We start from the raw sequence: 13,622 nt of genomic DNA on the forward strand, positions 1-13,622 counted from the left end.
ACAATGAAAACTCGCGACTCGCAAGCAAGTGACGTGATTATCATTGGCGGTGGAGCAACAGGCGCAGGGATCGCCCGCGACTGCGCGCTGCGCGGTTTACGTGTCATTCTGGTGGAGCGGCATGATATAGCGACTGGCGCAACCGGGCGTAACCACGGGCTGCTGCACAGCGGCGCTCGTTATGCGGTTACCGACGCGGAATCCGCGCGCGAGTGCATTAGTGAAAACCAGATTTTAAAACGGATCGCCCGCCATTGCGTCGAACCGACGGATGGTCTGTTTATTACGTTGCCGGAAGATGATCTTGCGTTTCAGGCCACCTTTATTCGCGCCTGTGAAGCGGCAGGCATTCGCGCTGAAGCCATCGATCCGCAGCAGGCTCGCATCATCGAACCTTCCGTTAACCCTGCGCTCATCGGTGCGGTAAAAGTGCCGGATGGCACCGTGGACCCTTTCCGCCTTACCGCCGCCAATATGCTGGATGCCAGAGAACATGGCGCAATCGTGTTAACGGCGCATGAAGTGACCGGGCTCATTCGTGAAGGCGCAACGGTCTGCGGCGTCCATGTGCGCAACCATCTCACTGGCGAAACCCAGACGCTTCACGCGCCGGTGGTGGTCAATGCGGCAGGTATCTGGGGGCAACGGATCGCCGAATACGCCGACCTGAGTATTCGCATGTTCCCGGCGAAAGGCTCGCTGTTGATCATGGACCATCGGATCAACCAGCATGTCATTAACCGCTGCCGGAAACCATCGGATGCCGACATTCTGGTACCTGGCGATACGATTTCACTGATCGGCACCACCTCTACCCATATTGATTACAATGAGATAGACAGCAACCGCGTCACCGCAGATGAAGTCGATATCCTGCTGCGTGAAGGGGAAAAACTGGCCCCTGTCATGGCGAAGACGCGTATTCTGCGCGCGTATTCCGGCGTCCGCCCGCTGGTGGCCAGCGATGACGATCCCAGCGGTCGTAACGTCAGCCGCGGTATTGTGTTGTTCGACCACGCCGAACGCGACGGGCTTGATGGCTTCATTACCATTACCGGCGGGAAGCTAATGACTTACCGCCTGATGGCGGAATGGGCAACCGACGCCGTGTGCCGCAAGTTGGGTAATACTCGCCCCTGCATCACGGCGGATACGCCGTTGCCTGGCTCAAAAGAGTCTACGGAACATACGCTGAAACGCATTATCTCGCTTCCCGCGCCGCTACGCGGATCGGCGGTTTATCGGCATGGCGATCGCACGCCGGGGTGGCTGAGCGAAGGCCGCCAACACCGTAGCCTGGTCTGTGAATGCGAGGCCGTCACGGCGGGAGAAGTGCAGTATGCCGTCGAAAACTTAACCGTGAATAGCCTGCTGGATCTGCGTCGTCGCACCCGCGTAGGGATGGGCACTTGCCAGGGCGAGCTATGCGCCTGCCGCGCGGCCGGGCTATTGCAGCGTTTTAATGTGACGACCGCGGCGCAATCTATTACGCAACTCTCTGAATTTCTGAATGAGCGCTGGAAAGGCGTACAACCTGTCGCCTGGGGAGACGCGCTGCGCGAAAGCGAATTCACGCGCTGGGTTTATCAGGGATTATGCGGTCTGGAGAAGGAGCACCAGGATGAAATTTGATACGGTTATTATGGGCGGCGGTCTCGCCGGTTTGCTGTGCGGACTGCAACTCCAGCAGCATGGATTACGCTGCGCCATCGTCACCCGCGGACAAAGCGCGCTGCATTTTTCCTCCGGCTCGCTGGATCTGCTCAGCACCCTGCCCGACGGCCAACCGGTAACCGACATTACCGCCGGGCTTGATGCGCTGTGCCGCCAGGCGCCTGAACATCCTTATTCGCGTTTAGGCGCGCAAAAAGTCCTTACGCTGGCGCAACAGGCGCAAACGCTACTTAACGCCAGCGGCGCGCAGTTATACGGCGACGTACAGCAGGCGCACCAGCGTGTCACGCCGCTTGGCACATTGCGTTCAACCTGGCTTAGCTCGCCGGAAGTACCGGTCTGGCCGTTATCCGCACAGCGAATTTGCGTCGTCGGCGTTAGCGGATTACTGGATTTCCAGGCGCACCTTGCGGCAGCGTCGCTGCGTCAACGCGATCTCAACGTGGAAACCGCAGAAATCGACCTTCCGGAACTGGACGTACTGCGTGATAACCCGACGGAATTTCGCGCGGTCAATATTGCGCGTCTGCTTGATAACGAAGAAAAATGGCCACTGCTGTACGACGCGCTGTCGCCAATAGCGACAAACTGCGACATGATCATCATGCCCGCCTGTTTCGGGCTGGCGAACGATACGCTGTGGCGCTGGCTTAACGAACGTCTGCCCTGCGCGCTCACGCTGCTGCCGACGCTGCCGCCATCGGTGCTCGGTATTCGTCTGCACAATCAGCTCCAGCGCCAGTTTGTCCGTCAGGGCGGCATCTGGATGCCGGGCGATGAAGTGAAGAAAGTCACCTGCCGTCGCGGTACCGTGAGCGAAATATGGACCCGCAACCATGCTGATATCCCACTGCGCCCGCGTTTTGCCGTACTTGCCAGCGGTAGCTTCTTTAGTAGCGGTCTGGTTGCCGAGCGCAAAGGGATCCGCGAACCTATTTTAGGGCTCGACGTACAGCAAACGGCCACCCGCGCCGAATGGTATCAACAACATTTCTTCGACCCACAGCCCTGGCAGCAGTTTGGCGTCGTGACGGATGACGCTTTCCGCCCCTCCCTTGCGGGCAACACGGTAGAAAATCTGTATGCAATAGGTTCTGTGCTGGCGGGATTCGATCCTATAGCTGAGGGATGCGGCGGCGGCGTCTGCGCAGTCAGCGCCCTCCAGGCCGCGCACCATATCGCTGAGCGTGCAGGAGAACAGCAATGAGCGACACACGTTTTGAAAGTTGTATTAAATGTACGGTGTGCACCACCGCGTGCCCGGTCAGCCGCGTTAATCCTGGCTACCCTGGCCCTAAACAGGCCGGACCGGATGGCGAACGCCTGCGTCTGAAAGACGGCGCGCTGTATGATGAGGCGCTGAAATATTGCATTAACTGCAAACGGTGTGAGGTCGCCTGTCCGTCGGACGTGAAGATTGGCGATATCATCCAGCGCGCCCGCGCGAAATACGATACGACGCGCCCGTCATTGCGTAACTTTATTCTCAGCCATACCGATCTGATGGGCAGCGTTTCAACGCCGTTCGCGCCGGTGGTCAATACCGCCACCGCATTAAAGCCAGTGCGCCAGTTGCTTGATTATGCGCTCAAAATCGATCATCGCCGCACCTTACCAAAATACTCTTTCGGCACCTTCCGCCGCTGGTATCGTAGCGTGGCGCAGCAGCAGGCTAAATACAAAGATCAGGTCGCCTTTTTCCATGGCTGTTTTGTGAATTACAACCATCCGCAGCTCGGAAAAGATCTGATTAAGGTGCTGAACGCAATGGGTACCGGCGTACAGCTGCTGAGTAAAGAGAAGTGTTGCGGCGTACCGCTGATCGCTAACGGTTTTACGGATAAAGCTCGCAAACAGGCTATCAGCAATGTGGAGTCGCTACGCGAGGCGATTGCCGTCAAAGGTATTCCGGTCATCGCCACGTCATCCACCTGTACGTTTGCGTTGCGCGATGAATATCCTGAAGTGCTGGACGTGGACAACGCCGGGCTGCGCGAACATATCGAGCTGGCCACCCGCTGGCTATGGCGCAAACTGGATGCCGGGAAAACGCTGCCGCTTAATCCTTTGCCGCTGAAAGTGGTCTACCATACGCCGTGTCATATGGAAAAAATGGGCTGGACGCTTTACACGCTTGAATTATTGCGGCAAATTCCGGGGCTTGAATTGACGGTACTTGATTCACAGTGCTGCGGCATTGCCGGTACGTATGGATTTAAAAAGGAAAACTATCCGACATCACAGTCCATCGGCGCGCCGCTGTTCCGCCAGATTGAAGAGAGCGGCGCCGACATTGTCGTCACCGATTGTGAAACCTGTAAGTGGCAAATTGAGATGTCTACAAGCAAACGCTGCGAACACCCCATTACGCTACTGGCCCAGGCGCTCGGCTAAGTAAAAAGCGCCGGAGCCCCTCCGGCGCTATTACCCTACTCACCAGGGACGATTTTCCATCAGACATATATCCTTCATACTTCAAGTTGCTTATGTGTTGGCTACGGATTATTTTGGGTATAAACGCGGATGTCTCTTTGCAATAACCTGCCCTATTTGGTTAACCATGACCGCTAACCCATGGTGGCATGACAGATAACGACGTTACTGTTTATAGAGCAATATCTCTTGTATCGACGCGTTACCAGCCTCCTTTAAAGAGGGGGATAACTGAATATCTCCAATAATAATTGAGTGTTATGTGAATAATAATAAAATCAGGTCTATGCCTGATTTAATATATCCCCCACTAATAATAATATTTTTACAAATAATTATACATGACATCATATTCGCTACTTTCACCTATCAGGAAACAGAGCAAAATGAATATATGTGTAAATTCACTTTACCGATTGAGCATATCGCAATTTCACAGCCTATATGCAGGAGAGGTGAGCGATGAGACGCTTGCGTTGTTGCTTAGCTCAGTAGAGAACGGTGATCAGAATTGTATTGATCTGTTATGCAATCTTGCGTTACGCAACGATGACCTGGGACATAGAGTTGAGAAATTTCTTTTTGAATTCTTTAGCGGAAAAAGATCGGGCTCACCAGATATAGATAAAAAAATCAATCAGGCTTGCCTTGTATTACATCAAATTGCCAATAACGATATAACAAAAAATAATACTGAGTGGAAAAAGCTACATGCCCCTTCCAGATTACTTTATATGGCCGGTTCCGCGACAACCGACCTTTCTAAAAAAATAGAAATAGCACATAAAATTATGGGCAACCAGTTCGCTCAGACAGATAAAGAACAGGTTGGAGTTGAAAATCTTTGGTGTGGTGTGCGAATGATGTCGTCAGATGAGCTGGCAGCTGCAACGCAAGGTCTGGTTCAAGAATCACCTTTTCTCTCGGTAAACTATCCCATTGGGCTTATTCATCCTACCACCAAAGAAAATATATTAAGCACTCAGCTACTTGAAAAGATTGCTCAATCAGGATTATGTGAAAATGAAATCTTTCTGATAAATACAGGAGATCACTGGCTTCTCTGTTTATTTTATAAACTTGCAGAAAAAATAAAATGTCTCATATTTAACAGTTATCATGATTTAAATGAAAATACTAAGCAAGAGATTATAGAAGCAGCAAAGATTGCAGGTATATCAGAAAGCGATGAGGTTAATTTTATCGAAATTAATTTACAGAATAATGTACCCAACGGCTGTGGTCTATTTTGTTACCATACAATTCAACTCTTATTGAATGCCGGGCAAAACGATCCTGCTACCACACTACGAGAATTTGCGGAAAATTTCTTAACGCTTTCAGTAGAGGAACAAACACTATTTAACACCCAAACCCGGCGACAAATATATGAATACAGTCTCCAGTAATGGTGAGTACTTAGAGCCTATCCCATTAGGCTATTTTATTCGCCATTTTGGGACCGGGCAGTGCTCAAAATCCTCACGTACTACGTGTACGCTCCGGTTTCTGCGCGCTGGCCGGCCCCAAACTGGCTTCAACAATTACGCCTGGTGGGATAGGCTCTTATCCTGAAATGATGCTCTGCGAAGAATTTATAAGTATATAAGGGTGGGAAGGCCAGGCCTTCCCACTAAAAGTTCTATGCCGTCAATGATTCAACCACGTCTATCCAGCCATGCTCGCTGATAATGTCCTCGCCATTAAGCCAACGGCGCAGCATATTTAGCGCCATCACCGCACAGACCTCCTGACGTATTGCCAGACTATACCGATAGGCGCTAAAACGCATGCGTAAGGCATACGTGCCATCCGGCATTTTTCTCAATAACTACGTTTTGCCGTGCTTACTGACTGAACAGATTTAAACATCGCCAACCTGCTGTCCAGCGCCTCGGTGTAGAGCATCGTATCTACCCCGACCGCGACAAAATTCGCGCCCCACGCCAGACATTTCTGCGCCATTGCCGGATCGACCGCCAAAAAACCCGCCGCTTTTCCGGCGGCGCGAATACGATAAATACACGCTTCAATGATCCGCTGCACTTCCGGGTGTCCGGCATTATCGGGGTAACCCAATGAAGCAGAGAGATCTGCCGGACCGATAAAGACGCCATCAATGCCTTCAACCTCCAGAATCGCGTCAAGGTTTTCCAGCGCCATTTTGCTTTCAACCTGCACCAACAGGCAGAGCGACTCATTGGCCTGTGCCATATAGTTGTCGATTCTCCCCCAGCGCGCCGCACGCGCCACACTCGCGCCAACGCCTCGTTGCCCCAACGGCGGGTATCGGGTAGCGGAAACGACCTGGCGCGCCTGTTCTGCGGTGTCAACCATCGGGATCAGTAGCGTTTGCGCCCCGATGTCCAGTACCTGTTTAATGAGCGCTTTACTTCCCTCGATCGGGCGAATCACCGGCTGGCTGGCGTATGGGGCGATGGCCTGTAACTGATGATACAAGTCCTGCACCGTATTAGGCGCGTGCTCGCCATCTATTAACAACCAGTCATAACCCGACGTCGCCGCAATCTCCGCCATATAAGAGGTGGTTGAACTGAGCCACAAACCAATTTGCGTATCCCCTTTACGTAATCCTTCTTTAAAAGGATTTGATAACAATGCGTTCATAGCGATCCTTACAACGTAGATAAGATTAATGATGCGCAGCGCCGGATTGCGCCACCGGACGATTAACGCTCAGCGTGAAGATAATTAATGAGCCAATGATGGCGACTCCGGCCAGCGTCAGCAGGCCCGCCGCATCGCTGGCAAACAACGTTTCCGCTTTTACGCGCAGAATTGGGGCAATAAAACCGCCCACAGCGCCAAACAGATTAACGAAACCAATTCCTGTCGCCAGAGCCGTACCGGAAAGTAGCTGCGTCGGCATGGTCCAGAATACGGGCTGAACGGCAATAAATCCTACTGCTGCAACACAGAGCGCCAGAATAGCGAGCACCGGAGAAACCAGACCTGACAGGCCAATGCCAATACCCGCAGCCAGTAACGTCACTGCCGCAACGTTACGGCGATCGCCGGTACGGTCGGAGTAGCGAGGAATAAGCCATGTGCCAAGCAAAGCCGCCACCCAGGGAACCGCTGTTACCACCGAAGCGGTAAAGCCCACTTTAGTGCCCAATAGCGCGGCAACCTGGGTCGGCAGGAAAAAGATGAGTCCGTATACCGCCACCTGAATCGTCAGATAAATAATAGCCAGTTGCCAGACGCGTCCATTACGCAGCGCATCCGCAAGCCTTGACGTGACCTTTTTCTCTTCTTCGCTCGCCAGTTGCCTGATAAGCGCGTTCTTTTCTTCCAGGCTAAGAAAACGCGCCTGCTGCGGAGTGTCATCAAGCCAGAAAAAGGTGAATATCCCTGCGCCAATCGCCAGTAGGCCTTCGATAACGAACATCCAGAACCATCCCGGGTGCCCCATAAAACCATGCATCTCCAGCAGAGCGCCGGAGAGCGGCGAACCCAACGTTAACGCCAGCGGCGCGCCCATATAAAATAGCCCCATAATGCTGGCACGGTTACGCTGCGGGAACCATTGTGAAGTTAGATAGATCATGCCGGGGAAAAATCCAGCCTCCGCCGCGCCCAATAGCGTGCGGATTATCAGAAATTTTGCTTCACTATCCGCCCAGGCCATCGCAGCAGAGAGAAAGCCCCACAGCAGGGTAGTCGTGCCGATCCAGGTTCTTGCGCCAAATTTGCGCATCAGCAGGTTAGCCGGTACGCCAAGGAAAGCGTAAACCACAAAGAAAATACCGGCCCCTAGCGCGTAGGCTTCATTACTTAGCCCGGTATCTATCTGATAGGTCTCTTTGGCAAAACCAATATTTGAACGATCCAGAAACGCCAGTACATACAGCGCCAACATAAAAGGAATTAAACGTGCGCGGTTTTTCTTCACTACGCCGTCAAGTAAAGTGATGCTCATAGCAATATCCTCAACAGGATGAGGGCGTTGCCGTACAAAGGCAACGCACGAGTTATTAGTGGCTATAAGGGCGTTTCAAGTGACAGTCACGGTTAAGCTCGACGCCGAAGCCCGGCTTATCCAGCACTGATTTATGGATGCGTCCATTCACCGGCACCGGCTCATCCAGGAGAATCGGGTCAAATTGCGGACGCAGGGTGGAGCAGTCCGGGCTGGTCATCAGGAACTCGCTGAAAGGGGTATTAGTGAAAGTAATAACTGCATGGTGCGAATAGACAGACGAACCGTGCGGCACCACCAGTTGCCCGCGCGATTTGGCAAGCGCGGCGATCTCAACCAGCGTGGTTAATCCGCCGCACCAGCCAACATCCGGCTGCATAATATCAATGCCGGTTTCTGCCAGAGTGCGGAAGGATTGCAGCGTACCATGGTGTTCGCCGCTGGTAACCATCATCCCTGCAGGCGCGTTGCGTTTTAATTCGCGATAGCCTTCATACTGCTGCGGCGGCAGACACTCTTCAATCCATTTGAGATTAAATGGCGCACAGGCGTGAGCCAGTTTAGTCGCATAGTTCACATCCTGACTCATCCAGCAGTCGAGCATCAGCCAGAAATCCGGCCCGCACTTTTCACGCATATCCGCCACCATCGCGGCATCTTTACGGATCCCCGCATCACCATCGTGCGGTCCCCAGTGAGTCGGCATTTTACCGCCGATAAAGCCCATTTCTTTAGCCAGATCCGGGCGTGCGCCGGTGGCGTAAAACTGAATTTCATCGCGCACCGCTCCGCCCAGCAATTTATAAACCGGCAGCCCAACCACCTTGCCAAACAGATCCCACAGCGCCAGATCCACACAGGAAATCGTGTTCATCACCAGACCGCCAGAACCGGAGTAGTACATGGTCGCGCCGAGCATCTGATCGTGAATAAGTTTGATATCGCTTACGCATTTGCCTTCAATAAACCGGTTAAGATGTTTTTCTACGATAAAACAGCCCATCTCCCCTGCTGTCGAAACGGCGAACCCCGTCTGTCCATTTTCCGCCTCTACTTCGACAATAAGTGTCCCTAACACGTTGATCCCAAAAGACTGACGAGACTGCTCATAGTCGCGATATTTGCTCATGGGAGTGGCGATATGGTCATCAATCCAGTGATTTCCTCCCTGGTCGTGATAATCCCCGCCGCCAGCCCCTTTCTCTGCGGTAGCGCCCCCAATAAACCAGGCTCGAACGTGTTTAATTTTAGGAAGAGTCATAATATTCTCCATTTTAAGATGCGAGTGAGTCGAAGGGACTTTTCCATCCCAACAGGCGTGAAATATCTTTGGCACAGGCAATAGCTTTACCGGCCAAATAATCAAGATTCTCTTCGTTGATTTGCAGGCGTGTGCCGACCACTGAAATTGCCGCGGTCAGTTCGTTTCTGGCATTAAATACCGGTGCGGCAACGCAGCGGACATCCGGATAATCCTCCCCGTTATCAAAGCTCCATCCACGCTGGCGAATGCGTTCCAGCTCATCATTCAATTGTTGCGGCTCGGTGATGGTGGTCAGCGTGGCTCGCTCCCATACCATTTTTTCAATAATGGCTTTGCGTACGGCGGCCGGCTGCCATGCCAGCAGGCATTTGCCGATGCCGGAACGATAAAGAGAGAGGCTTTTCCCCTCATGCGAGCGCACGCTGATAGTGGATGAGGATTCCACTTTCAGTATGTAATACGCATTTTCGTGGTCGATGATCCCCAAGTGACACAGCAGCCCGGTTTCATCCATCAGTTGTGTTAGACGAGGACGCGCCAGCTCCCGCAGATCCATCTTGCTGAGCGCATGACCCGACAATTCAACGAGCTTAGTCCACAGGCAGTAGTTCTCCTGATGATCGAGGCTAATAAATCGCTGACGTTTTAATTCATTCAACAGCAGGTACGCGGTGCTTTTTGGAATACGCAGCGTTTCAATAATGATTGCCGCGCTGCATGGGCCAATACGCGCGATCAAATTGAGGATGTCGATTGCGCGAGTAAGAGCCGGGACTTTACTTGATTCCAACATATTGGACTCCAGTCTGAGACACTGGAATCAGTGTGAAAGGTCAGCAGGGAAAAAATTGTGAAGCGCGTCAAAGCTTATCCGCCTTCCAACGGAGTGGAAGGGTTAACCATATAAATGTGAATTAACGCACGTATTACTTTGTATTCAGTACAATTGGCTGGACAAAAAAGCAGATAATATTGCCGGATAATGGCATAGCGGCCTTATCCGGCTCACGATGTCGTTCCCATCGCAGATAAGAGAAAGGGATTATGATGTCAATGATTCAACCACGTCTATCCAGCCATGCTCGCTGGTAATGTCCTCGCCATTAAGCCAACGGCGCAGCATATTTAGCGCCATCATCGCGCAGACCTCCTGACGTATTGCCAGACTATACCGATTGGCGCTAAAACGCACGCGTAAGGCATACGTGCCATCCGGCGTCGCCAGCGCGAAATTAAGATGTTCGTTTTCCAGCCCCGACACGGCCAGCGCCAGACCGGCATAATGATTGCTGCGCCGTTCTGTCGTCCAGTGCGCCGTTTGCGCCAGCGTCTCTTCCTGAGAAGGAACGACTTCGCTGGCAAGAACAGGCGCCCCGGCGCGAGAAAGCTGTAGCGCCAGTAAGCCGCTGGTGTATTGCTCGCTCAACGTCAGACTCAACTGCCTTTCCTGCAGGCGGCGGGCTATTTGCGCCGGCAGGTTTTCCGTACCTTCAAAAATCAGGTTCTGCCCGGCAACCCGTTTGACCTCTGGCCATAACGCCAGCATCGCCTCCCGTTGCGTCGCCGGGCCGGTCAACTTCAGTTCAATGATCGGCATTGATGAGCGATACCCCATCGTCACGCCGGGCGGCAACGGCAGTGAATCGAGACGCTGCGCGAGGTCGCTTTCTGAACGTCCAAAAGTCGTTAACCGCAGGCAAAGCGGCGGCTCCGGCAGTGAAAAACGCGCGCGTAACCGCGGTAAGATTTCCTTCTCCACCATAACCTTAAATTCCGACGGTACGCCGGGGGTGAAAAACATCAGGCAGCGGTTGAGCTGGAGCGCAAATCCACAGGCAGTGCCGACCGGATTATTAATAAACTCCGCGCTGGCAGGCAGTTCCGCCTGTTTACGGTTGCTCGGCGCCATCACGCGACCACGCTGCTGAAAGTAGCGTTCCATTTCGGTCAGCCACGCCTGGTGCAGTACTAATCCTTCGCCTTTTGCCGTTGCCGCGGCGAGCGCGCTTAAATCATCGCTGGTCGGCCCTAACCCGCCATTAACAATCAAAACATCAGCATGTTGACTGCGTTCACGCAAGATAGCGACCAGACTGTCCAGATTATCGCCTACCGTATTTCGCCGTGATAACGGAACGCCCTGATGAAAGAAAAAATCAGCCAGCCAGGCGGCATTGGTGTCAACGATTTGTCCGTGCAACACCTCATCCCCGGTGGATAGCATTTCCACATTTAGCATTGTGTTCTCCTGCTCTTATGATGAAAACACTATAACGCAAAGAGGAATAGGACGTGGAAAGAAGAATGACGGGAAAAGGAGGAATATGGCGCGACGATTGCCGCGCCGTTAGCATCAAAAGCTGGCGTTTACGCCAACATAAGGGCCGTCAGCAATCGCATTATCGCGGTTGCCGTCTTTACCCGCCAGGTTCAGGTAACGATAACCGGCTTCAATGCTCAGCGGGCGCATAATGGTGAAACGCGCGCCTGCGTTCGCTTCTTCATAACTGTCGATGCCGCTGGACAGCGAATCTGGTGAATAATAATACTCGCCGAACAGACGGAAGCTGTTGCCGATTTTCCATTGTAGCCCACCGCCGACAGCCGCCGCATAGCCTTCATCGCTGTCTTTCGGATTGGTATAAATACCTTTACCGCCTACCGTCGCCAGCAGCGGTCCCACCGGAATGTTCAGCCCCAGACCCACGCCCGCAGCATCGCCATCATCATCGTTGTGCATCCAGTTGCCGCTTAGCGCCAGTCCCGTCGATTCCGTACCAAAACCCACGCCAATGTTGGTGTAATCTTCGCCCGCCTGGCCGCTAATACTGATGGCCTGCGCCGATGCAGAAACGAACAGCATTCCGGCAAAACCTAATAATATGCTTTTTTTCATTTTTACCCTTTCCAGCAAGCACATAAAGAAAAACTCCCCAAAACGGCAGAATTGTACTGCCAGACGCTGAGGAATCAATGCACTAAGAAACCATTCCAAAAACATATTGTAACGAAATACTACTTTCGCCATGCCGCATCATTGCGCCATCACATGGTGACGCCTGCATCAACAGGATTAACAAAAAACGCAGTCTGCGTTATCGCTTCCATTTTTCACAAAGAATTTCGCAGAATGATTTGTTAAGCTGACGACCTGGTGGTTTAAGGAAGCGACTTATGCGTCAACGAACTATAGTTTGCCCATTAATTCAAAATGATGGCTGTTATCTGCTGTGCAAAATGGCCGACAACCGCGGCGTCTTTCCCGGTCAGTGGGCGCTGTCGGGCGGCGGGGTCGAGCCGGGCGAACGCATTGAAGAGGCGCTGCGTCGGGAGGTTCGGGAAGAACTCGGCGAACAACTGATTCTGAGCGATATTACGCCGTGGACCTTCCGCGACGATATCCGCGTTAAAACCTACGCTGATGGCAGACAAGAAGAGATTTATATGATTTATCTCATCTTCGACTGTGTTTCCGCTAATCGCGATATATGTATTAACGACGAATTTCAGGACTACGCCTGGGTCAAGCCAGAAGAACTGGCGCTGTATGATTTGAATGTAGCGACACGCCACACATTAGCATTGAAAGGGTTATTATAATGACGACAGCCGCTTCAGGCTGTCTTTACGCTTTTAACATGCGGCTAGCCGGGAACAAATTCACCATCTAAAAAGAGTTTTCCGTTTTCCGCATGCATAACGAGCGCATTAAGATAGTCCGGATCAAACTTTACGCCGCGCTTATTTTTTGCAATATACGTTAAACAATGATTATGGGTAAAAATGACTATATTTTTATTCTGCGACTTTTTCAGTAACGTATTGATTGAAGCATAAATACCGCTGCCGCAATCCATCATTTTTTTATCCACCGTAAGCGACCTGCCCGCAGAAAACCAGGTTGCCGACTGGATGGTGCGCACCGTATTACTGGAATAGAGATTGTAATTTTGTATATCGGCACTAAAGGCTTTACCCAGCGCTCTGGCATCTTGCGCACCGTTGACCGTAATCCCCGTGCTGTCTGACAGGCAGGTATTATCGGAACGATCGCACCGCTCGGCATGGCGGAATAACACGACTACCGGATGCTGCTTCGCCAGCGCCGCCAGCGCTTTACCGTTAATCTGCGGTAGACCGTTACCACTCCAGGCATGTTGTGAGGTCAACCCGGCGATAATAACCAACGCCCCCGCCAGAGTCGCGAGATAGCGTTTGTTTTTAATAAAGCGTAGGGTAAATGCCAGCACATTAACCTCTCAGGCAGACAGTGCAGCTAACTTAATAGCAATACGATTAAAATGAAAT

General features: G+C 52.3%; 13 protein-coding genes. 5 read left to right on the top strand and 8 right to left on the bottom strand.

Annotation, left to right across the window (positions count from 1 at the left end; translation table 11 throughout):
* The first annotated feature begins 3 nt into the window (after nt 1-3).
* From glpA to sseL, 4 genes are all read left to right on the top strand, one after another.
* A complete protein-coding gene (gene glpA / locus ACLJQD_RS15600; protein ID WP_000857205.1) occupies nt 4-1,632 on the top strand; it encodes an anaerobic glycerol-3-phosphate dehydrogenase subunit A in 1,629 nt (542 codons plus the stop codon).
* Entirely contained in the window at nt 1,622-2,881 is a 1,260-nt protein-coding gene (gene glpB, locus ACLJQD_RS15605; protein ID WP_017442119.1) for a glycerol-3-phosphate dehydrogenase subunit GlpB, read from the top strand. Before glpA ends, glpB begins: the two co-directional genes overlap by 11 nt.
* On the top strand, nt 2,878-4,068 hold the full coding sequence (gene glpC, locus ACLJQD_RS15610) for an anaerobic glycerol-3-phosphate dehydrogenase subunit GlpC (protein ID WP_001285736.1): 1,191 nt from the start codon (nt 2,878-2,880) through the stop codon (nt 4,066-4,068). Before glpB ends, glpC begins: the two co-directional genes overlap by 4 nt.
* A gap of 425 nt (nt 4,069-4,493) precedes the next feature.
* Nucleotides 4,494-5,516: an SPI-2 type III secretion system effector deubiquitinase SseL gene (gene sseL, locus ACLJQD_RS15615; RefSeq protein WP_017442118.1), complete on the top strand. Its 1,023-nt coding sequence runs from the start codon at nt 4,494-4,496 to the stop codon at nt 5,514-5,516.
* A 233-nt stretch (nt 5,517-5,749) separates the two neighbouring features.
* On the opposite strand, the gene ACLJQD_RS15620 is transcribed toward sseL, so the two are convergent.
* The 7 genes from ACLJQD_RS15620 to ACLJQD_RS15650 all read right to left on the bottom strand — a co-directional run bounded on the left by ACLJQD_RS15620 (nt 5,750) and on the right by ACLJQD_RS15650 (nt 12,210).
* On the bottom strand, nt 5,750-5,926 hold the full coding sequence (locus ACLJQD_RS15620; RefSeq protein WP_017442117.1) for a hypothetical protein: 177 nt from the start codon (nt 5,924-5,926) through the stop codon (nt 5,750-5,752).
* Nucleotides 5,927-5,931: 5 nt separating this feature from the next.
* Entirely contained in the window at nt 5,932-6,735 is an 804-nt protein-coding gene (yfaU, locus tag ACLJQD_RS15625) for a 2-keto-3-deoxy-L-rhamnonate aldolase (protein ID WP_000992939.1), read from the bottom strand.
* Nucleotides 6,736-6,760: 25 nt separating this feature from the next.
* Nucleotides 6,761-8,050: an MFS transporter gene (locus ACLJQD_RS15630; RefSeq protein ID WP_017442116.1), complete on the bottom strand. Its 1,290-nt coding sequence runs from the start codon at nt 8,048-8,050 to the stop codon at nt 6,761-6,763.
* Between the two features lie 55 nt (nt 8,051-8,105).
* Nucleotides 8,106-9,311 (bottom strand): L-rhamnonate dehydratase, encoded by a 1,206-nt coding sequence (gene rhmD, locus ACLJQD_RS15635; protein ID WP_001530644.1) that lies wholly within the window; start codon nt 9,309-9,311, stop codon nt 8,106-8,108.
* A 13-nt stretch (nt 9,312-9,324) separates the two neighbouring features.
* Nucleotides 9,325-10,107, bottom strand: a complete 783-nt coding sequence (locus ACLJQD_RS15640) for an IclR family transcriptional regulator (RefSeq protein WP_000894173.1) — start codon at nt 10,105-10,107, stop codon at nt 9,325-9,327.
* 249 nt (nt 10,108-10,356) lie between these two features.
* Nucleotides 10,357-11,553 carry a nicotinamide mononucleotide deamidase-related protein YfaY gene (locus tag ACLJQD_RS15645; protein ID WP_000935685.1) on the bottom strand — a complete coding sequence of 399 codons (1,197 nt, stop codon included), beginning with the start codon at nt 11,551-11,553 and terminating at the stop codon, nt 10,357-10,359.
* A gap of 114 nt (nt 11,554-11,667) precedes the next feature.
* Nucleotides 11,668-12,210, bottom strand: a complete 543-nt coding sequence (locus ACLJQD_RS15650) for a YfaZ family protein (RefSeq protein WP_001670658.1) — start codon at nt 12,208-12,210, stop codon at nt 11,668-11,670.
* Between the two features lie 278 nt (nt 12,211-12,488).
* Here ACLJQD_RS15650 and nudI point away from each other — a divergent pair, with 278 nt between their 5' ends.
* The gene (nudI, locus tag ACLJQD_RS15655; RefSeq protein ID WP_001249905.1) at nt 12,489-12,914 is read left to right on the top strand and encodes a nucleoside triphosphatase NudI; all 426 of its coding nucleotides are present in this window, start codon (nt 12,489-12,491) and stop codon (nt 12,912-12,914) included.
* 44 nt (nt 12,915-12,958) lie between these two features.
* Here nudI and pmrG read toward each other — a convergent pair whose 3' ends face one another.
* On the bottom strand, nt 12,959-13,564 hold the full coding sequence (gene pmrG, locus ACLJQD_RS15660; protein WP_000879258.1) for a lipopolysaccharide core heptose(II)-phosphate phosphatase PmrG: 606 nt from the start codon (nt 13,562-13,564) through the stop codon (nt 12,959-12,961).
* Between the last annotated feature and the right edge of the window lie 58 nt (nt 13,565-13,622).

It is taken from the genome of Salmonella sp. SAL04214, from assembly GCF_046550615.1.
Taxonomy (GTDB): domain Bacteria; phylum Pseudomonadota; class Gammaproteobacteria; order Enterobacterales; family Enterobacteriaceae; genus Salmonella; species Salmonella enterica.